Annotated in this window: 20 protein-coding genes; 15 read left to right on the top strand and 5 right to left on the bottom strand. The window is 60.5% G+C overall.

The features are described 5' to 3' along the window. Positions 1–5: 5 nt before the first annotated feature. From DLM46_RS29245 to DLM46_RS29210, 8 genes are all read left to right on the top strand, one after another. Positions 6–1,223, top strand: a complete 1,218-nt coding sequence (locus tag DLM46_RS29245; protein WP_115106370.1) for a CpaE/TadZ family protein — start codon at positions 6–8, stop codon at positions 1,221–1,223. Further along, a complete protein-coding gene (locus tag DLM46_RS29240; protein WP_115106368.1) occupies positions 1,223–2,605 on the top strand; it encodes a TadA family conjugal transfer-associated ATPase in 1,383 nt (460 codons plus the stop codon). Before DLM46_RS29245 ends, DLM46_RS29240 begins: the two co-directional genes overlap by 1 nt. Then, complete coding sequence (locus tag DLM46_RS29235; protein ID WP_115106365.1) at positions 2,602–3,579, top strand: type II secretion system F family protein; 978 nt, start codon at positions 2,602–2,604, stop codon at positions 3,577–3,579. Before DLM46_RS29240 ends, DLM46_RS29235 begins: the two co-directional genes overlap by 4 nt. Beyond that, entirely contained in the window at positions 3,576–4,526 is a 951-nt protein-coding gene (locus DLM46_RS29230) for a type II secretion system F family protein (RefSeq protein ID WP_115106362.1), read from the top strand. The genes DLM46_RS29235 and DLM46_RS29230 overlap by 4 nt, the downstream gene beginning before the upstream one ends. Then, positions 4,523–5,386, top strand: a complete 864-nt coding sequence (locus tag DLM46_RS29225; protein WP_115106360.1) for a tetratricopeptide repeat protein — start codon at positions 4,523–4,525, stop codon at positions 5,384–5,386. The genes DLM46_RS29230 and DLM46_RS29225 overlap by 4 nt, the downstream gene beginning before the upstream one ends. Continuing rightward, positions 5,383–5,856, top strand: coding sequence for a TadE/TadG family type IV pilus assembly protein (locus tag DLM46_RS29220; RefSeq protein WP_115106358.1), 474 nt, complete (start codon positions 5,383–5,385; stop codon positions 5,854–5,856). Before DLM46_RS29225 ends, DLM46_RS29220 begins: the two co-directional genes overlap by 4 nt. A gap of 8 nt (positions 5,857–5,864) precedes the next feature. After that, positions 5,865–6,917, top strand: coding sequence for a pilus assembly protein TadG-related protein (locus DLM46_RS29215; RefSeq protein ID WP_115106479.1), 1,053 nt, complete (start codon positions 5,865–5,867; stop codon positions 6,915–6,917). A gap of 313 nt (positions 6,918–7,230) precedes the next feature. Then, positions 7,231–7,950, top strand: coding sequence for a methyltransferase family protein (locus tag DLM46_RS29210; protein WP_244306409.1), 720 nt, complete (start codon positions 7,231–7,233; stop codon positions 7,948–7,950). A gap of 201 nt (positions 7,951–8,151) precedes the next feature. On the opposite strand, the gene DLM46_RS29205 is transcribed toward DLM46_RS29210, so the two are convergent. The 3 genes from DLM46_RS29205 to DLM46_RS29195 all read right to left on the bottom strand — a co-directional run bounded on the left by DLM46_RS29205 (position 8,152) and on the right by DLM46_RS29195 (position 14,043). Continuing rightward, complete coding sequence (locus DLM46_RS29205; protein WP_244306408.1) at positions 8,152–9,861, bottom strand: porin; 1,710 nt, start codon at positions 9,859–9,861, stop codon at positions 8,152–8,154. Between the two features lie 1,000 nt (positions 9,862–10,861). Next, the gene (locus DLM46_RS29200; RefSeq protein ID WP_115106471.1) at positions 10,862–11,614 is read right to left on the bottom strand and encodes a carbonic anhydrase family protein; all 753 of its coding nucleotides are present in this window, start codon (positions 11,612–11,614) and stop codon (positions 10,862–10,864) included. Positions 11,615–12,081: 467 nt separating this feature from the next. Beyond that, on the bottom strand, positions 12,082–14,043 hold the full coding sequence (locus DLM46_RS29195; protein ID WP_165848081.1) for an SMP-30/gluconolactonase/LRE family protein: 1,962 nt from the start codon (positions 14,041–14,043) through the stop codon (positions 12,082–12,084). A gap of 522 nt (positions 14,044–14,565) precedes the next feature. On the opposite strand from DLM46_RS29195, the gene DLM46_RS29190 reads away from it, so the two are divergent. Together DLM46_RS29190 and DLM46_RS29185 are read left to right on the top strand one after the other, a co-directional pair. Further along, on the top strand, positions 14,566–14,700 hold the full coding sequence (locus tag DLM46_RS29190) for an entericidin A/B family lipoprotein (RefSeq protein WP_115106469.1): 135 nt from the start codon (positions 14,566–14,568) through the stop codon (positions 14,698–14,700). 164 nt (positions 14,701–14,864) lie between these two features. Beyond that, on the top strand, positions 14,865–15,353 hold the full coding sequence (locus DLM46_RS29185) for a GNAT family N-acetyltransferase (protein WP_115106352.1): 489 nt from the start codon (positions 14,865–14,867) through the stop codon (positions 15,351–15,353). Positions 15,354–15,359: 6 nt separating this feature from the next. On the opposite strand, the gene DLM46_RS29180 is transcribed toward DLM46_RS29185, so the two are convergent. Further along, positions 15,360–15,761, bottom strand: coding sequence for a hypothetical protein (locus tag DLM46_RS29180; RefSeq protein WP_115106349.1), 402 nt, complete (start codon positions 15,759–15,761; stop codon positions 15,360–15,362). A gap of 325 nt (positions 15,762–16,086) precedes the next feature. Here DLM46_RS29180 and nthA point away from each other — a divergent pair, with 325 nt between their 5' ends. The 5 genes from nthA to DLM46_RS29155 all read left to right on the top strand — a co-directional run bounded on the left by nthA (position 16,087) and on the right by DLM46_RS29155 (position 19,322). Continuing rightward, positions 16,087–16,755 (top strand): nitrile hydratase subunit alpha, encoded by a 669-nt coding sequence (gene nthA, locus DLM46_RS29175; RefSeq protein ID WP_115106347.1) that lies wholly within the window; start codon positions 16,087–16,089, stop codon positions 16,753–16,755. Beyond that, positions 16,752–17,420 (top strand): nitrile hydratase subunit beta, encoded by a 669-nt coding sequence (gene nthB, locus DLM46_RS29170; RefSeq protein WP_115106345.1) that lies wholly within the window; start codon positions 16,752–16,754, stop codon positions 17,418–17,420. Before nthA ends, nthB begins: the two co-directional genes overlap by 4 nt. Before the next feature lies 1 nt (position 17,421). Further along, entirely contained in the window at positions 17,422–17,790 is a 369-nt protein-coding gene (locus DLM46_RS29165; protein ID WP_115106343.1) for a nitrile hydratase accessory protein, read from the top strand. Positions 17,791–18,044: 254 nt separating this feature from the next. Then, positions 18,045–18,488, top strand: a complete 444-nt coding sequence (locus tag DLM46_RS29160; RefSeq protein WP_115106341.1) for a cupin domain-containing protein — start codon at positions 18,045–18,047, stop codon at positions 18,486–18,488. Between the two features lie 345 nt (positions 18,489–18,833). After that, positions 18,834–19,322 carry an SRPBCC family protein gene (locus DLM46_RS29155; RefSeq protein WP_115106338.1) on the top strand — a complete coding sequence of 163 codons (489 nt, stop codon included), beginning with the start codon at positions 18,834–18,836 and terminating at the stop codon, positions 19,320–19,322. A gap of 11 nt (positions 19,323–19,333) precedes the next feature. Here DLM46_RS29155 and DLM46_RS29150 read toward each other — a convergent pair whose 3' ends face one another. Next, positions 19,334–20,482 carry a WD40/YVTN/BNR-like repeat-containing protein gene (locus DLM46_RS29150; protein WP_115106335.1) on the bottom strand — a complete coding sequence of 383 codons (1,149 nt, stop codon included), beginning with the start codon at positions 20,480–20,482 and terminating at the stop codon, positions 19,334–19,336. Positions 20,483–20,662 lie beyond the last annotated feature (180 nt).

The raw sequence follows: 20,662 nt of genomic DNA, 5'->3' as shown, positions 1-20,662 counted from the left end.
CCCTCATGAATGCGCTCGACATGTTTCGTCCTGCCAGTTCGGCCGCAGCGCGCGCGGCGGACCTGCTTGCGGTTGTCTCCGATGCGGCCAGCGTCGATGCCGTGAAGAGCCTGATTGTCGATCAGGCGATAGCGAATGCGCACGCGCAGATCGGCAACATCGACGACACGATCCGTCTGCTGCAGAATCTCACGCGGCCGCCGCGCCAGTTGCTGGTCGACGTGTCCGGCTCCGACATGCCATTGTCGGACCTCGCTCGACTAGCCGAAGTGTGTGCGCCGTCGGTCGCGGTCGTCGTGATCGGCGATCGCAACGATGTCGGTCTGTATCGCAGCCTGCTCGAGATTGGGATCCAGGACTATCTCGTCAAGCCTGTGACGGTCGAACTGCTGCTGCGCGCACTGTCGGCTCGTGATCCGGCCGCCCAGGCACGCACCGGCAAGGTGATCAGCTTCATTGGCGCACGAGGCGGCGTGGGTGTGACGACAATCGCCGTCTCGCTCGCGCGGCATCTGACGGATGAAACGCTCAGACATGTGGTGTACGTCGACCTGAACCTGCACGGCGGGGCTGCCGGTTCCACGCTCGGGCTGCCCGCAGGCAACGGGCTGACTGATCTGTTACAGGACACGCGCAGCATCGATCCGCAGGCACTCGATCGCGCGGTGGTGGCAGCCGGAGAACGGCTCTTCACGCTGTCGTCGGAGCTTCCCTATGAAACGGAGTTCGCCGTGCAGCCGGGCGCGCTCGCCGAACTGATCAACACGCTCAAGCGCCGTTTCCATTATGTGCTGCTCGATCTGCCGGCCCGCAGCGGCCCCAGCGTCGAAGAGGCGCTCGACGCGTCACAGGTCGTCTGCATCGTGGCGGATCCTTCCGTGTATGCGACACGCGAGTGCATGCGCCTGCTCCGCTTCACCGAAGATCGCTCGGGCGAACAGGTGATCTCGGTGCTGCTGAACAATCCGCTCGAACCCGTCGCGGACCGCGTCCAGCCTCTGGACTTCAAGCGCGCGCTGGGACGGGCCGTCGTGCACGAATTACCGTACGATCCAAAGCCGCTTGCACGGGCCGAAAACCTGGGCGAACCGCTCGACGCTCGCAGGAAGCCTCTGGGTTTTGCCGCCGCTATCGAACGCGTTGCAAGCAGCCTCACCGGCCGTGAGTCGCCGGCGCCCGCTCCCTGGCACGCGCGGTTATTCAAAGTGCGGAGAACCGGCTGATGTTCGGCGCAAAAAAACACTTCCCGGAGCCTTTGCGGCCCGCCGACGCAGAAACCTTGCAGCCCGCGGCGCCCTCGCCTGCACCGGCGCATCCGCGCACGCCGCCTGACGGCAACGAGACGGTGATTCGCTCGGAAAACTTCCGGAAAATCCGCGCGGTGGTTTTTGCATCGATGAACATGTCTGCCGCGCTGATGAAAACGCGCGACCAGGTGCGCGCAGGCATCGAGGAAATCGCTGCCGACGCGGTGCTGCGCGAACAGCTGCACATCACGCCTGGCGAGCAGACCCAGATCGTCGGCGAAATCCTCAACGACATGTTCGGTGTCGGCCCCATCGAACCGCTGCTCGCCGATGATGCGGTGACGGATATCCTCGTCAACGGTCCGGATCAGGTCTATGCCGAGCGGCATGGCCGGCTTGAACTGACGCCGCTGAAGTTCCGCGACAACGCGCATGTGACGAATGTCGCGCAGCGCATTGCAGCTGCGGTTGGCCGACGCGTCGACGAAAGCAGCCCGATGGTCGACGCGCGACTGGCCGACGGAAGCCGCGTCAACGTCGTGCTGCCGCCGATCGCGCTACGCGGCGCATCGATCTCGATCCGCAAGTTCTCGCGGCGCAATATCACGCTGGCAAGAATGGCCCAGCAAGGCAACATGTCGCCGGAGATGGTCCGCGTGCTGAAGATCGCCGGCGCGTGCCGTCTGAACATCATCATCTCGGGCGGCACAGGTTCGGGCAAGACGACTTTGCTCAATGCGCTGTCGCATCACATCGACGAACACGAACGTGTCGTGACCATCGAGGACGCCGCGGAACTGCAATTGCAGCAACCCCATGTCGTGAGCCTCGAAACGCGCCCTGAGAACAGCGAGGGACTCGGCGCGGTGACGCAGAGAGATCTCGTGCGCAATGCGTTGCGGATGCGTCCCGACCGCATCATTCTGGGCGAAACACGCGGTCCCGAGGCCTTCGACGTACTGCAGGCAATGAACACCGGTCACGACGGTTCGATGACGACCATTCACGCGAATACGCCGCGCGACGCGATCACCCGGCTCGAAAGCATGGTGATGATGGCGAACGGGAACCTGCCGCTGACGGCGATCAGGCGCCAGATCGCGAGCGCCGTGCATCTGATCCTGCAGATCGAACGCATGCGCGACGGCGTGCGCCGCCTCACCCGCGTGACCGAGCTGGCGGGCATGGAAGGCGACGTGATCATCACGCAAGATCTGTTCGCGTTTCGCTACGATGCCAGCGCCTATCAGGAAGACGTGAAAGGCACCTTCGAGTCGTCGTCGCTGCGTCCGGTGTTCGCAACACGCGCTGCCTACTACGGCCTCGAGACGACCCTGATGGAGGCGATGCGGCCATGACGCCAGCGGACGTTGTCGGCGCAGGTGCGTTTGTCGCGATCGTGCTGACAGGCATGTTCGTGTCGTCGCTGCGCGAGCTCGCACGCAGTCGGCCGCGGCGGCGCATTCAGGAGCGCATGAGACAGCTTCAGCAGGTGCGCGCCGCAAGGCAGCAGTCCGCGCCGGCAGACACGAGCGGCGCATTATTCGAACGGCCGAAGGACTACGGCGCACTCCAGGCCTGGTTCCAGCAACATGTGCAGCGGATCAGGGCGGTAAGCGGCGGGGGCGGCATCCGTCTCGTATGCGCGAGTGGTATAGCCGGCGCAGTGGCCGCGTTCATCGTCGTGCAGCTCGCCCCGCTGCCAGGGTGGTCGCATCTGTTTATTTACTCCTGCCTGCCGCTCGCCGCGATACGGTTCACCTATCGCTTGCTGATCTCCCGTTTCCGCGCGAAGTTTCTGCTGGTATTTCCCGATACGCTCGACCTCATCATCCGGGCGGTGCGTGCCGGCATACCGGTCGTGCAGGCGATCAGCACCGCCGGCAAGGAGGCCGAGGAACCGGTGCGCTCGACCTTCCGCACGATGGGCGACAGCTTGCGGCTGGGTGCGGACCTGAAAGAAGTGCTCGACAAAGCAGTCGTACGCCTGCAGATCGCCGATTTTTCGTTCTTTGCGGTGTGTCTGCTGCTGCAACGTGAGACGGGGGGCAATCTGGGGGAAACGCTGGAGAACCTGTCTGGAATCATTCGCACCCGCAGGGACATCCGTCTGAAGACCCGTGCGTTGACCGCCGAGGGCCGAATCGCGAGCAAGATCATTTCTGCCGTGCCCTTCGCGATTATGGGCTTCCTGTACATCATCAACCGGCCGTATGTCGACCTGCTGTTTCACACACGCGCTGGCCACAAGATGCTGACGCTTGCCGCGGTGCTGCTCGTCATCGGTCTTTCGCTGATTCAAAAAATATCGAAGCTGGACACGTCGCGATGAACTTTATTGACTCCGATGCCGTGCGCGACCTTGCGCTGGTGCTGCTGCTCTGCGGCGGACTCCTGCTTGCGCTGATGCGGCCGCGCAGCACCCGCCGTCGCATCGCACATCGCGCGCGTATCGCCGCAATGCGCGCGGACCCGCATCCACCATTGCGCGCGGAGGAGCACGTAGCGGACCTTTGGCAACGCCTGCTGAAGCGCTTTGCATCGCTAGGCGAGCGCGTGCCAGTGGGCGGTGCGGCGCAGCGCAACAAGCTGGCAGAGCAGCTGGTACGCGCCGGATTTCGCGAGCGCCGGGCGGTTTCGATGATGATCGGTTTCAAGCTGCTGGTCGGCGCGTTGTTCGCGCTGGCGGCCATTGTGCTCGGTCCATATGTGCCGCGCATTGGCGAGTATTTTGTGTTTCGCGCGCTGATGATGGGCGGTGTGTTCATCGTCGGGATGATGCTGCCCGAGCTTGCGCTGAACATGCTGATCAGCCGCCGGCAACAGGCGATCGCTTCGTGTCTGCCTGACGCGCTCGACCTGCTGGTGATCTGCACCAACGCGGGCAATAGTCTGGTGGTCGGCGTGAAGCGCGTCGCGCGAGAACTGAAGACGATCTGTCCGCCGCTTGCCGACGAGTTTGCCGTCACCGGCGACGAACTGCAGGTCAGCGGCGACAGTGCGGGCGCCTTGCGCCATCTGGCCGCGCGAATCGGTTTGCCCTCGGTGCGCGCGCTGGTGACCACGCTGATTCAGTCGCAACAGTACGGCACGCCCATCACCCACTCGCTGCGCATGTTGTCACGCGCCGAGCGGACCGCGCAGATGATGGCGCTCGAAGAAAAGGCCGCGAAACTTGCAACCAAGATGACGATGCCAATGATGTTCTTCATCCTGCCGACGGTGGGCCTGATAGCGGCCGGCCCGGCGGTCATTCGCCTGATAGCGGTCTTCAAATGAAAATCTCTCCAACGTTGCTGCGCACGGTCGCCATCGCGCTGCCGTGTGCTGCCGTTTTGCTGACGGGTTGCGCCAACGGCGGCAGTTTTAACCCGCGCCCCATCCCGTCGACGCGCAACGGCGACGCAATGAGCGATCTGCGCGTCGCCGACAGTGCTTTGCGAGGCGGTGATGTCGAGCTCGCGAGCACACTGTTCGAAAAAGCGCTTTCGGCAAACCCGAACTCGCCCGAGGCGCAACTCGGTCTGGGCGATGCGATGTACCTGGCCGGCGACCTCGAGCGAGCCCGAGCGCTTTACCAGCTCGCCGCACTGCAGACCCCGGTGAAGCCGGCAGCGCAACTCGGTCTCGCACGCGTGGCGTTGCGACAGCGCCGGCTCGACGATGCAGCGACGCTATATCGCGGGCTGCTGGCCGGCCAGCCTGACGATCCTGTGGCATGCGAGGGTCTCGGCACGGTGCTCGACCTTCAGGGCCGCCACGCCGACGCGCAGGCAATCTATCGCAGCGCGCTCGCGGCGCACCCGGAGGTACAGGGTTTGCGCATCAACCTGGGCCTGTCTCTCATTCTCGAGAACAAGCTCCGTCAGGCCGCCAACACCCTGCTCGACGTCGCAGGCCTGCCGGATGCGCCTCTGCAGGCGCGCCAGAACCTGGCTCTCGCGTACGGGCTGCTCGGCAACTCAGAGGCGGCGAAGAGGATCCTGCTGGTCGATCTGCCGCCGTCTTCGGCCGACGACAACCTGCGCTTTTATCAATCGCTGCGCGACAGGCTTGCCGGGTCTCGTGCCGATACCGGGCGTACAGACGGCAAGGCCACAGCGGCAAGCGTTTCGCCGCCCGCGGAGGCGCCGAAATGAATCAGCGCGCGCTCGCCGTCAACCCGTCGCGTTGCCCCGTCCGGGCGCAACGGGGGTTGCGTGTCGGCGCCGAGCGCGGAGCGGTCGCGCTCGAGTTCGTTCTGGTGTTTCCGTTCCTCATGCTGGTGCTGTTCGGCATTGTCGACGTGAGCCTGCTGTTGTGCGACAAGGCCGTCATTACCAACGCGAGTCGGGAAGCGGCCCGCGCCGGGGTGGTCGTGCGGATTCCACAGTTGTCGGTTACCCAGATCAGCAATGTCGCGCTGAATTACACGCAGCAGAATCTTGTCACTGGAGGCACGGCTACCACCCCCACCGTTACGGTAGATCAGTCAGGCGGCACGTCTCCCGGCAGTCCATTGACGGTCACGGTGACTTATCAATATCAGGGGCTTGTTGTGGGTTCTGCTTTCAGTTCACTGACCGGCCCGGTCACACTGACAGCTACAACTGCGATGAATTACGAGTGATGTCGGACATGAAGCGCACTGCCAACCCGTCGCGAGATCGGCCATCCCGTCCCCTGAGTCGGCAATGCGGCTCCGTGGCGCTCTTCTTCCTGTTGTTCGTCGTAGCGTTGCTGAGCTTCGGCGCGTTCGCAGTCGACCTTGCGCGTGTCAGCGTGGTGCGCAACGAACTGCAAAATGCGGCCGACGCCGCGGCGCTGAGCGGTGCGGCCGCGCTATTGGCTGCCGGCGCTAACGGGCTGAACTGGGCTCAGGCGCAAACCGCAGCAAGTAACAGCGTCTCGCTGAACCGCTCCGATCAACAGAAGCTGACGACGGGCGCGATTCAGACCGGCTACTGGAACCTGTCGGGCAGCCCGGCCGGCATCCAGCCGACAACGATTTCGCCGGGCCTCGACGACGCGCCCGCGGTGCAGGTCACCGTGACGCGCGCGGCAAACCAGAACGGCGGCGCGATCAATCTGTTACTGGGCGGCCTGCTGAACCTGTTGAGCACGCCGGGCAGCGCGACTGCGGTAGCCGTGGCTGGGTCGCCGGGGACGGTCGGTGCGGGCGGCCTGTTTCCCGTCGTGCTGGACCAGTGTATTTTCGACCAGTACTGGAACGCGCAGACCAATCAACCCATGATCGACCCATCGACGGGTCAGCCTTACGAATTCAACATTACGAACTATCAAACCTATGGGGCATCGTGTACTGCTGGCCAGTGGACGTCATTCCTGATCAACGCGAACAACGTGCCGACCGTTCGCTCGCTGATCGCAAACGGCAATCCAACGCCGCTGAGCATCGGCGACAGCATCTGGGTCGAACCCGGCGCGAAAACGACGCTGTACAACTCAGTGCCGACGAACGTCACAATAGTCATTCCCGTAGCGACGCACATCGACATTAAGACGTATGTTCCGATCGTCGCTTTCGCCGCGTTCTACGTCGACGCATCGGTCGGAGGTAGCGATAAATACATTCAGGGGCATTTCGTCGCGAACTACAGGATACCGACATCGGCAAGCGGCGTCGGGCCCAACTATGGAGCCTACATCCAACCACGCCTCGCACAGTGATCCCGATGCGCTCCCGAACGCTGGCTGGGCTGTCCGACAGCCTTGGAACCGACGCGAGCATTCGAGTTTTCCAAGACCGCCGTTCGCGAGCCGGGGTCTTTTCTCGCCTCCATATAGCCCTAGATGAGCATTTGAATTGGATCACTCAATAATGCTAAGGAAAACAGGCAGGCAGCCGTTAATACGTTATGACACATAGGTCGACCGCTGAAAGCGGCAAACCTCCGGTAACCCCACTTCCGCTATAGACTTCCGGCCTCTCTGGCACGCGGCTCGCGAGCTGTGCGAGGACCTTCCCTAACATCGAGACGCAATGCGAGTGGAACAAGAAAACCCAGGGCGGTTAGGCGCGGTCACCGCCTCGATCAGCCTCGATGCACCGGTGTTCGCATCGCGACCTTCATCTGCCGCGCGGCTGACGCCCAAACAACTGGTGATCGAGATCGCGTTGCGCGCCTGTGCCGTGTCGGCACTTTCCGTGTTTCTCGTTTCCGCGATCCTCCAGGTTCTGAAGGACCCTTCGCGAATCACGCTGCTGCTCTTTTTGTTCACCTCACTTCTTGACATCGGGCTGGTGATCTTCACCCGTGTCGCGCGCGAGCGCGACTTGACTCCCATCAGCGTGGTGATGTCTGTGACTGGGACCTTCTACTACGTCGCTTTCCGGATGGAGCCCGGCATCCATCTTATTCCTGAGGCAGCAGCCGTCGGATTGCAAATTGTCGGCATCGTCATCCAGATTTGGGCGAAGCTCACGCTGCGGCGCTCATTCGGACTTCTGCCCGCGAATCGGGGGGTTGTCGTGAGCGGGCCTTATCGCGTCTTGCGCCATCCGATGTACGTCGGGTACACGATTAGAAACGTCGGTTTTCTGCTCCCGAACTTCGGACTTCAGAATGTCATCGTGTTCGGGCTGCACTTCTTCGTACAGATCTGCCGAATCGTTCGGGAAGAGCGCGTGCTGTCCAAGGATAGAAGCTACCGCGAATACATGAGCTGCGTGCGGTATCGGTTGATCGTCGGTGTGTTCTGAGTGCTGACGAGGGCAGCGGCGGCCATGCTAGCGAAGTGGGGCCGCGGACCCCGGTGGAAGATGTCGGCGGCAATGCTGCGACTGAACCAGGCAGCGAGAACGAAGGCGCAAAGAGGCTGCAGCGGTGGAAGCCGAATCCTGAGTGCCCCGGACACGCCCACCACCGCTTACGCCCCCGCCTCCGCCAGGTTGGCAGCGCTTTCAGAACTTGTAATTCAGCCCGACGGAGAAACCCATTTCTCTGCCGCCCGCGTAGCAAAACGGCGCACCCTGCGAGATCGAGCTGCCGTCATGACAATCGGTGGTGACGCTTCGCCCGCCAGCGCCCAGCGCATAGTGCGCCGCCGCTTGATTCATGACGATGGCATAGTCGGCATACACAGTCGCATGTTTGTCGATCGCATGCTTGTACAGCGCAGTGACCATGTTGGCGCCATTGGAAGGATTCGGGATACCAATAGCGTTCGGGTCGGCTGGAGCCGTGTTGTGTTGCCCCGGGTCACCCGGCGTGCGATTGGCGTGCGCCCAACCGACGCTCACGCTGTCCTTGGGGGTGATTTCCTGCGTCAGGGCGAGCCAGAAGCCATTACGGCTCCGCTCGTTCTGTGTTTGCAGGTAGGCCGGAATATTTCTGCGCATCACTTCATAAATTGCGCTCACCGTGGTCAGAGTGGGAAATTTATATTGCGCACCAACCTTGAATGCCCATTCGTTGCCGATGTCGTTGGGGTCCGTCCCATCAGGCGAAGCCAGCGCAGCAGGCGTGTTCAGGACATCGCTCGAGCGATTCACGCCGAGGTGTATCTCATAGGCTGTCGTAAAGTACAGGGGGCCGTTGCTATAAGCGAGGTTCGCGCTGTAGGCCGACCCGTAGCTGCCGTCGTTACACGCAATGGGATTTCCACCACTGCCAGGGACATTGCCGCCCGTGCAACTCGACTCACCCGAAGCCTGCACCGAATTTTCGTAACCGCGGTTTTGCCCAGGCGAAACCAGTGCGTTGAGAGACCAGCCATGGAAACTGGGCGACTCATACCAGATCGCATGGTCCAGCCGCGTACCGAATTCGACGCGATTGTCGCCGCCCGTGTTACTCACGATGACGGAGTAATCGCCGAGCGTGCCGGAAAACGGATTCATACGCGCGGTCGACGTTTTGTAGGGCGCATCGGTCTTGCCGATCTTCAATGCTCCCCAGGTGGGCGATGCTACGCCGATGAAGCTGTTGCGCGACGTCAGAGCGCCCTTGACGGTCGAATCCTGAGCGGAGTTCGAATTAGAAGACCCGGAGGTTGCCGAAATGTCCAGTTGGGTTTCCAGTTGATAGACGAAGGCCAGACTGGCGTCGGAACCGAATGGCCGCTTGCCGCGAACGCCGATATAGGAAAGATTGGATGAGACGTCGGGCTGCCAGCCCATATGCCCTCTAGGCGAGACGACAGTCCCGCCCGGCGTGACATACGAGTCTTTGAGGCCCTTGGTTGCGTAGTCCACCGAAAGATCGAGATTGCCGTAGAACTCCATATCTCCCAGCGCGGCCAGCAACGCCTTGAGCTTGGGCGACATGCCGGCACCCCATCCGGAGCCGTCGGCATCCGATGTGTTTTGCGCGCCTGAGGTTGAACCCGTGTTTGCGCCTGTACCCGAACTCGTACCTGCGTTGTTGGTGCTCGCGACAGCGGGACTTGCCGCTTGCTGACTGCTTGGTGTCTGGGCTTGCTTTGCCACAAGCGCATCGAGCTTCTTATTGAGCGCTTCCATTTGCTGTTTCAGCAACTGGATCTGTTGTTTGTCGTCATCCGCCGCAAGCGCCTGAGCGGATGCGCCTCCCGAACAGGTCACACCGCCAACCGCAAGCAGGCATAGCGAAGCCGCCGCATAGCGCGGCTTCAGACTCCTTATTTTCATCATCTCCTCCATTATTAATTAATAATACTAATCAATAAGAAAATGGATATCACAGCCAAAACCTCCATGTCGATCCGATGAGAATCACGCGCAGAATCAGTCGACTCGGGTTGCTCTCCACTTTCCTTATGTGCTGCTACGCGGACCGCCTTCGTCGGGCGGGGGCCTTATCCAATCCAGAATTCATTAGCTCTATGATTATTCTCAGCACCCAACGCAAATACCCAACGATTCGGATCGCGGGTAACTCGCGCGCAAGATGGGGTGATCCACGCGCTCAAGACAGCGTGATTTTCCACGGTAGCCATGTGTTCGCCGCCAGCCCGATGCAAACGATGCCGATCGCCAGTTGAACCCACCGGTTATGCTGTGGTGCTGTGGTGCTGCGCTGCCCGACCCGTCTACGTTGAAATGTTCCATGTCTCCATCTCATTTTTTAGAACTCATCGCGCCCGAGCGGCGCGTCGACTGACGTAGTCGAATCACGTTGTCGCTTGCATGTGCGTCGGCAATGAAGCGCGAATAGCCGGTCAAATGGAGATCGCAGCTACGAAAGACCTGCGGGGGCACGCAAAACGATCTGATAAAGGTCGTTGTGTCTTTACGGAATCTGAGTGCATGCTGCGCGAGAACAGCGATCAGTGAAAGTTAAATCATTTTATGGTTTGCATCAGACATCCTGTATACGTCGGCGGCCTTCAACAAATTTCCACTATGAAAAGCGCTAGCCCGAGCTGACTCAATGGTCCTGTTCACCCAAGTTTTCAGGTTGCCGAACTCGCGACGCACGTATGGCGCAGACGCCTTGTGCTCGTCTCTGATACGTGAACCAGGTAGGAGTATTCGAGTTGATGGGCGTGCCAATGAAAGAGGCACATCGGCGGATTCGCTGGTGCGTGCCAGGCGCAATCGCGATCTATCAATCAGAAAGATCGATGAGGAGGTGTGACATCCGGCAATTCCACCAATCGAACGGCCTGGATTTCCTGCTCCACGTCCATGCTCAGACGAGGAATTCGACAACCCCACCGTTCAGGTGGTACATCGTCCCAACAATTTTTATTTTTCCGTCCTTCTCCATTGGAGCCAGCACGCTACTGCCATTTCGTATTGCATCGATCGTGCGCCGGACGTTGGTCTTTGCCACCGCATCGACAAATTCATCGTTCTTGCTGCTTCTGTCACCGGCGTACTGCGTTTCATCCACAGCCGGTCTGATCTTGGCCAGGAGACCAGTCAGGTTTCCCAGTTCAACGTGATCAATGGCGCCCTTGATTGCCCCGCATCCTGTGTGCCCCATCACCAGGATGACTTTAGCGCCGGCCGCCGCACAAGCAAACTCCAGGCTTCCAATGAGATCCTCATTGGCGATGTTGCCCGCGACACGCGCGTTAAACGTATCCCCGATTCTCGTATCCAGGATGATCTCGGCCGGAGCCCGGGAGTCAATGCAGCTCAAGATCACCGCCGCTGGATACTGTCCACGGGCAGTCGCTCTTTTTTGCGCCAGATAGTCGTGGGGCAGGATCTTCCCCAAACGGAAACGTCTATTTCCTTGCTTGAGGTTTTCGATAATCTGGTCCGGCGTCAACTTGTCTCGCTCAGACTTCGATAGCGCCGCTGCGTAGACCGATTCAACGCCCCCCATGTTTCCCGCCATCGCAACAGCTGCGACGTTCAGCGCAGTCTTCAGGACGGTGCGTCTTCCAATACTGGTGGAGGACTTCGCCGGACAACAGTCAGCTTTCTTGTCCATATCATTCTCCGTCAACAACCGCAAAACGATCATAGCTATAGGCATCACGGATGCTGCCGTGCAGAATGGGGCGATTCGCTTCGCGCCCGCTTACGGACGGACGGCAGCAGATCGCCCGGCCAACTGCTCCGCAGATTGTGGAATTGCCCAAAACACATGCTATTTGCAGTGAGCCTCCAAGGCTATTGGACTTTGGTCTCATGAAAGGAGGAGGTCCGCCCGTGCGAGTCACATGCAGCGAAATCGTCGACACCTGATTTCGACTACCTCATCTGGCGGCGCCGCAAGAGGCGCACGTCGTGCGTTGGCATTTCGCATCAAACACGATGCTCCGGTCCCTGTGGTGAGCACCTGCACGCGCATCTGTGGGTGCGCTATCTGCGTTTGTCTGGTCGCTCGAGTTTCGCGAAAGCGTCGTGGTCGTGCCTGAAGCAGCAACGATAGCCTCGTCGTGATTGACGCACTTGTCAGAAAGGAGAAACCAGCGTTTTCGTGGCGAGCACGGTGGTTGATTTCGGGGTCCAACGATAAACAACGATGCTGGAGCCGTTGTAGTTGTCCTTCGTCACCACGTACTCTCCGGTCGAGCGGAGGTACGATCTCAGGCCGTACATCGAATCCACGTCATTGCCGGGGTAGACGGTATTGGGACTGCTGTCGACCAGCGTGTTGTCCAGCTTGCCTGTGGTGAGATTGAAGGCGTCGATGTTGGGCACGGTGTGCACGTACCCAACGAAGAGATAGTTGCCGGCTGCCGTGATCGACTTGGGATTGGCGCTGGTGATGTTGATCACCGGATTGGGCACGGTGGTGTTGCCTGCGAGCCAGCCGTGATACACCTCGACCCTCGACCCGATCGCTGTCCAGTCTATGCTTCCCACAATGCCTTGCGCCAGGATCATGGTGTCGGTCTCGGGCAAGTAAATGATACGCGTCAGTGGTGTGACGGTGCCCGGAGTGGGCTTTGAAATCGCTGGTCCCCAATTCGGCTTGCCGCTCGCGTCAAAGCCGAGCAGCGGATAGTGCGAGATGGTTTTCGTCTTGTCCAGACCAGCCCAGACGTCCCCTTTGCTATCAAGGCAGAACCCATTGCGGATCCTTGCACTCGTATTGAATGCTGTACCCGGAATCGTCGCGTCCGGAATGGCGATGTAGCCATTCGCAGCGTTGAAGTGGAAGAAGTAGAAGATATCGGGATTCTGGCCGGCCGCCACCAGTATCCGCTTCGTGCCGACGGTGGCGAGTTGAGCAAAGTGTTCGCCGCGTCCGTGATCGTTAATGTCGATTCGTGGGTCGCCTGGATAGTCGATTGGATCGACGGTGTTCGCGACGAAGGTTCCTCCATTGATGCCGGCGTAGATGCTGGTGCCTCCATAGAAGTAAGCGCCGTCCGTGGCTGGATCAGGAGCGGCGTTCCCTTCGAAGTTGAGAGACTGAAGCGTCCATCGAAGATGTCCTGCGCCGTCGTAGGCGTGGATATCGGTGCCGCCGTCGCGACCGAGATCCCAGGTTCCGCCCCACGGATTGTTCAGCACATACAGGTTGCCAGCGGAGTCTTTGCCGATTCCAGTGACGCGGGTAAACCGCTTGTCACCCACCTGGCCTTTGATGCCAGTCGTAGTGTCGAGATAACCGGCCCGAATACCGAACGTGCCGGCCGGAAATGGTGTACTCGCTATGTTGTAGATCTTGATGTTCATGTCGGGCCCCTCGTCGCCGATCATGAGATGCGTCTTCACGGCATCGAAGAACAGCGAGGACGGTCGGGAGGCAGCGGACATCTGAATGGTGTTCAGCGGCGCGCCGGCTGGATTGAATTCGACGATGGCGCCCGCGCTTTTCCGCGCAATCCAGATATTGCCTGCGCCGTCCACGGCGAGCGCGCCAGGGCCGGGCACGCTAATATCCCGCTGCCAGACTCCGGCGGTGGTGAAGACCCTGACCCGATTGCCTGGAAAGTCGCTCGCATAGAGGAGTGAGCCTGACGTCGCGAGTCCGGTGACGACATCCGCCCGCCGCTCGGTGGTCGTCGCGCTGACGGCTATGAGAAGGTCGGAAGTGCGACTGGTTCGATCGTATCGGCCCACCTTGCCGCTGCCGTAAGTCTTGTTAAATTGCAAAGCAGCGAAGATCGAAGTTGCATTGCCCGTAATGGCGCCACCCTGAAACTCACCGTGCGCGCCCAGGGAACCGATGTGCTGGCCATTCTGATACATCGCAACGCCGCCCTCGTTCTCGTCCCACATGGACGCCGTATAGATAACGCCCTCAGGCGCTACCCACATGGAACGGGCGGTGTTCCCCACGCGGGTGGCGTTGGTCCCGAATGTGTTCGCCATCCAGGCGGTGGTGTACTGCGCCTGACATTCTGGCGCAAGCGTTGCGACCAGGATTGCCGCAAGGAACGCGGTATAGATTCGTTTCACAATCATGAGTGGTGCTCTCGTCAGCACTTGCCGTACTGTGCAAGTGTTTAACGTGCAGTCTCGGCAAGCTTCCAGTCTGGGGTCCGAGCAATTCGGGCCAGTACGGTCCGTTTATGGCTGCGAATGCCTTGATTTCGGGCGGGATATCGACCGGGTTAACGGCTATTCGCCACCGTAGTTGAGGGTCGGCCTTTGCCACTACGCTGTGACGCAAGCGCACGCCGGCACCAGTCAGTGCCACGCGGCATTTGGTCAATCCATGCGCAACTGAGTCAAATCCCCGGTCCGGATTCGGCGTAGTAAATAATCCGTTAATGGCGACGATGGCACGCTCTCTCGAACGCCACAGGGAATCGCGTTTCGAACGGCAAGTCTTATGTAAGTTTGATGCCGCCACTGGCCCACGTCCCGCTTAAAATAAGATTCATGCAAGCATGCTTGCTTGCGGTGCCCGCGATGGCGACACTCGTGCCGGTCTGGTGTCGGCACCGCCTCCAACACCAAGAACCTCTCGAAGGAGCCAACATGACACGACTCATTGCTTTGCTTCTAATCGCCGGTACCGCCCTCCTCGCAGGCTGCAACACGATAGCTGGAGCCGGTGAGGACATATCGAAAGGTGGCCAGGCCATCCGTAACTCGGCCGAGCAAGCCAAATAAGCGACGCTAGCGCCACGCGCCAACTGTCCGACATCGTGCCGCACGGTCGCGCGCCTGGTGAAAAGCGTCAAGCGTCAGTAGACGTCGCCGGCTCCAACGGGCTGATTCCGATTCTTGTATCCGTTACTCCGGCAAAGACCTGCTTATCGTGATCGGCTGTTGTTATGAATCTGGATTTTCGGCAGGCCGTATCCGAAGACTCGGAATGGCTGTTTGACACCTACAAGCGAACGATGAGGGGTTTCGTGACCTCAACGTATGGCTGGGATGAGGACTTGCAACAAGCGGGATTGGCGAAAAGCCTTCGCCAGGGTTCTTGTCGGATAGTTACGCTGGAAGGCAACCGATGCGGGTTTGTCCACTGGGAAGTCGAACCGGATCTCGTATGGCTGAGGATGCTTTGTATCGCGCCGGAGATGCAACTCAAGTCGATCGGCAGTGAAGCGCTTGCGAAGGTCGTGGCGTTGTCCAATTCCTTACATAAACCGCTGTACTTGAATGTCTTCGTATGCAACAGCGTGGCCTATGAGTGGTACAGGAGAATCGGTTTTGTCGAAGTCGAGAACGACGGCAAGGTCTCCACTTTGGTGCTTGCTCCTGCGTCGCTACCGGCCCACGCAACCGGGCAGCGCCCCATGCGTCTAGCACCGTGAGCGCTTTCACTCCTCGCATTTCACATCCTTCTTTAGCACCACGATAATAGCCGGGTATGTCCCATGGTCAAGTTCCACGCGCGCGACCACGGCCATCGTCGCGTTGTCGATGTCGTCGTACACGCTGACTTTTTCATGCCGAAGGTTTGTGACACCGGTACAGGCCGACGCGCGACCCTCGTCGGAGACCCTGCATTGAATCGGGTTGTCTGCTAGGTAGCGATATCTGTCTCTGTCGGGGGTCGCAAGGTATTCACGAACGCTCTGTGCCGCCCCACCGATGCCGGTGACATACCCAATGGCGCACTGCAGTTTGGGCGTATCGCCACCCCCGGATGTTTCGGCCGCCGCTGCCATACTGGCGGCCGCGATGACTGCTGCGAGTGTCGATGCAAGGAGGTATCTCATGGCGCAAATCACGGTTGTCGGATCGAAGTGCTGGATTGTAATGGCATCTTGCCCAAGGGGTCTGAAAGCGAAGCACGGCTGCTATTGGCGGATTCGAAACGCTGTTCAGCGGCGGCGACGGAAGTTCTGCGCTACGAGAGGTGCATCATATCGCTGGTCGGCGACGAACTTCGGGGACGGCCAGTTTGAGCCGCTCAAGGGTAGCGGTAGCCATAGCACTTAGCGGCGCACGGTGCATCGATGCGGGATACCCAAGTGTGTTTTGCATTTCCGTCCTGTACCGACCATACTGGTTTTTGTCTGGCAATCTTCCGAGCGGACTTCGATGAGCCAAAACGATCCAGAGGGCGTCCCGCAAGAGCATGTGCATGTCGACGCTCACAACCACAGCGGTAGTGAGTTGTCGGAGATGGATTTGCGTGTGCGTGCGCTGGAATCCCTGCTAGTGGAGAAGGGGTACGTCGATCCCCGTGCCCTGGATTTACTGGTCGAGACATACGAGCACAAGGTCGGGCCTCACAATGGCGCGCACGTGGTCGCCAAGGCATGGCGCGACCCGGCGTACAGGCAATGGCTGCTGGACGACGCCACCGCCGCGATTGCTTCGCTCGGCTACACCGGCAGGCAGGGCGAACACATGGTGGTACTAGAGAACACGCCCGCCCTGCACAACATGGTGGTCTGCACGCTGTGTTCGTGCTATCCCTGGCCAGTGCTCGGACTTCCGCCCGTCTGGTACAAGTCGGCTCCGTACCGCTCGCGCGCGGTCATCGATCCGCGCGGTGTATTGAAAGAGTTCGGCTTCGAGTTGCCACCCGACGTGGAGTTTCGCGTGTGGGATTCCACCGCAGAGGTCCGATATCTGGTGTTGCCTATGCAGCCGTCCGGAACCAGTGGCTTGTCTGAGGAAGCACTGGCTGAACTGGTGACACGTGACTCGATGATCGGCACAGGATTGCCGAAGACACCAGAATCGAAACGGGAGCCCACATGAATGGTGCACAAGACCTTGGCGGCGTGCAGACATTCGGCCCAATACAGACGGAAGCCGGTGTCTCGCCCTTTCACGCTGAATGGGAGCGGCGCGTGCTGGCAATCACGCTGGCGATGGGCGCAGTCGGCAAGTGGAACATCGACATGTCTCGTGCCGCACGGGAGAGCTTGCCGCCTGCGCAATACCTTTCCAGCAGCTACTATCAGATCTGGTTCGAAGGACTAAAAAAGCTGCTGCTGAATACCGAGCTGGCAACAGCAGAGGAAATCGCGACTGGCAAGTCGACGAATACGGCGGCGCAGGTCCCCCGCGTGTTGAGAGCCGACGAGGTTGCCGCCGCGCTGCTCCGGGGTAGCCCCGTCAATCGCCCCGCGGCCACCGCTGCACGCTTTAAGGTCGGTGACAAGGTGCAGACCCGTCAAATGAATCCATCCACGCATACCCGTCTGCCGCGCTACTGTCGCGGCAGAAGAGGGCGCATTATCGCCGTGCACGGCGCGCACGTTTTTCCCGATGCCAACGCAGTTGAGCTCGGCGAACAACCGCAATGGCTCTATACGGTACGCTTCGATGGCTCCGAACTCTGGGGGATGGATACGACAGCAGCATCGGTCTGCGTCGATTGTTGGGAGCCGTATCTTGAGCCAAACCCCGAGTCTGCCTGACATGACTTCCACCCAGCAGAATATGCCCGAACTGCGTACCGCCTTGCCGGCGTTGCCTTGCGACGACGCAGGGCCTGTTTTCAATGCGCCATGGGAAGCCCAGGCGTTTGCCATGACCGTGACCTTGCACGAGCGCGGCATGTTCACTTGGGCAGAATGGGCAGAATGTCTGAATCAGGCAATCGGTGATGCGCAGGCCGCTGGCGACCCGGACCCTGGCAACACTTACTACAGTCACTGGCTAACGGCACTGGAGCGCATCAGCACCATCAAGGAACTGGTGACAAACGACATGCTCCGGCAGCGTCGCAATGCGTGGGAGGTCGCTGCACGCCGTACCCCGCATGGTCAGCCGATCGAGCTGGGGTGACAGTGTCCCTTTCACGCCAGTGAAAGGTCCGTGTTTGGCGCCCCCCCGCCATGAATGCTTTTCAGAATTTGGCGTGCGCCCGGGTCAGGCCAATACCGGCCTGTCGTCGCTCTCGGACAAGATACGCTCCTGAGAAGCGCATAATCCAAGTTGAACGGAGTTCCCTTCCGTCGCCGGACGCGCCGCAAGCGGTGCGTGCCTCGCCTATAACGTTGGCGGATTGACGAGAATCCTCAATCAGAAGGAGTTTGAAAATGACTCTCAGCAGCGCGGCGGCACGCGAACCAATCAACGTTGGTCAATTGAGCATTCAGTACCTGATAGATGGAACTGCGACAGGCGGGATGGGTGTTTTTGAGTTGACCGTGCCCCCTAACTCGCAAGTTCCGCCACCACACAGCCATACACGTAACGAAGAATTCGTCTATGTCCTGGAAGGCATGCTTCGGTACTCGGTCGATGGGATAGTCCGGGACCTGACACCAGGAGAATGGATGTTCACCGCGCGCGGATCGGTCCATCACTTTAGCAATCCGCACAATGGCACAGCCCGCGCATTGATCGTCCTTACTCCCGACATTGGTGCTCAGTATTTTCGTGATGTCGGAGCAATCGTAAACGTTGGCGGACCGCCCGATCGCGAGAAACTTATGGATGTCATGTTTAGGTATGGGCTCGTGCCAGCGCCACCACAATGAACAACGGTCGCCCAACGATCGTCCTCAATATCGGTAGTCCGTCCCGCTTCGCGGGAGTCCCTGAACCCCGGCGTTGAACGTCGGCTTTTGGAAATCTCATCTGACCGCTTTTGGGTCGACATAAGGTGGTCGCGTCACGCAGCACCCGGCTGGGTTTGCCTAAGGTGAATCGCTCGGCCGTCGGCTCTCGTGCACTGGCCGTGCTACCTCCAGCTGCCCTACGCTTTGTTGCAGATGGCTCGACGACGTATCGCGGGACGGAAACGCAGTGCTGTTTCGCCGGTGATGGCAAGTACAGTGAGCATCTGACAAAATCTCCAGGAGAATATTCAGAATGGAGGCAGCTTGCGGACGGTCGAATACCGCTTTTCCACCATTTGGCGCATCGGCGCACCAGTGCAGGAAGTTTGGGCGGCAATCCACGATTCGGCGCACTGGCCCGAGTGGTGGAATAACGTCGAGCGCGTGGACCAGCTGGAGGCAGGTTCCGATCAGGGCGTGGGCGTCGTACAACGCTATACGTGGAAAGGCTGGCTGCCCTATCGCCTCGTGTTCGATATGCGGGTGACGCGCGTCGACCCGTTGGTCGCGCTGGAGGGCGAAGCCAGTGGCGACGTCGAAGGCGCCGGCCGGTGGAGCTTTTCGACCGACGGACACAACCTTACCGTGGTCCGCTATGACTGGTGCGTGCATACGAACCGCGCATGGATGAATGCATTGGCGCCGTTGTTGCGACCGGTTTTCCAATGGAACCACGATGCAGTGATGCGCGAAGGCGGCGCCGCGCTAGCGCGGCGGCTGGACGCGCGGCTGCTTGGCATCGAGCATGGATGAAGCCAGCGCCCTCATCCAAACCGAACGCAATAAACAGGCGGCAAATGCGCTGAAATCAAATGCCAGTCTTCGCCGCCGTTGTCGGACGTCCATAGCGCGCCAGTGGTCGACCCCATCGCGAGGCGCGCGCCGGAGTCATCTACAGCGAGCCCGTGCCGATACACGAGGTCATACACCGGTGCAGGTGGCAACCCGTTCGAGAAACGCTCGAATGTGCGGCCGCCGTCGCGTGTGCGCGTGACGACGAACTGGCCGTCCACCGGGATCCGGCACTGGTCTTTCACGGCGGGCACGAACCACGCGGTGTCCGGCTCGCGCGGGTGCACGGCAACCGCGAAGCCGAAGCTCGATGGCTGCGCTTCGATCCGCTGCCAGTGCGCCGCGCCATCGGTCGAGCGGAAGATCGCGCAGTGATGCTGCGTCCACAGCACATCCGGGTTTGCCGCGCATTGCACGACGCGGTGTGGGTCCTGCACGTTGGCGTCGCCGCGCCGCTCCGGCGGCATGTAGTCGGCCTCCATGCCCTCGGCACTTACACGCCAGGTCGCGCCGCCGTCGGCGGTTTGCCAGACGCCTCCGCACGACACGCCGATCGTCACGTGCCGGCTGTGGCGCGGATCGACCATCACGGAATGGATGCCCGGCGCGTCGTAGCCGCCTCCGAACCATTCGCGGCGCTCCGGGCGATCCCACAGCGCACGGTTGAGCACCCAGGTGTCGCCACCATCGTCGGAACGGAAGAGCCCACCGGGAATCGTGCCGGCCCACAAAACGCCCGGCTCGTCCGGGCCGCCGGTTTCGAGCGACCAGATTTGCTGAAGCGTCCAGGGAGCCGGCGGCGGGCTGGGCGCGGCGGCGCTCGCATTGTCCGCACTCGCGTTCGCGCCGTCGCCGGTACGCGTCTCGTCGGCAGGTTGCGGCGGGTAGACGGGGACCGCGCACTCCTCCCAATCCGCCATGCCCGCACGCCGGCGATGCAGCTTCACGCCGAAGTGGCCGAGATTGAGCGCGGCATACAGCGACCCGTCGCGCGGATCAGGGAGCACCATGCTTACTGGCTCGCCGACGAAATACGGCTCATCGAGCGTCCAGCCGCCCTCGCCGTCGGCCTGCAGAACGAACAGTCCTTTGCGGGTTGCGACAAGCAATCGATCGCTCATGTCGAGTGTCTCCGGTGTCGACCAGAGTTAGCGCTTTAGCGCTTACTCTGGTCCCATGCAAAGCTGTCGACCAGAGTCAGCGCTTTAGCGCTTACTCTGGTCCCATGCTGAGGTTGCCTGGAGTTAGTGCTTCAGCACTTACTTCAGGCCCGCAGCGGTCGACCAGAGTTAGCGCTTTAG

Origin of the sequence: Paraburkholderia lacunae (assembly GCF_003353175.1) — a bacterium.
GTDB lineage: Bacteria > Pseudomonadota > Gammaproteobacteria > Burkholderiales > Burkholderiaceae > Paraburkholderia > Paraburkholderia lacunae.
This window is presented reverse-complemented; position numbering and strand designations above follow the sequence as displayed.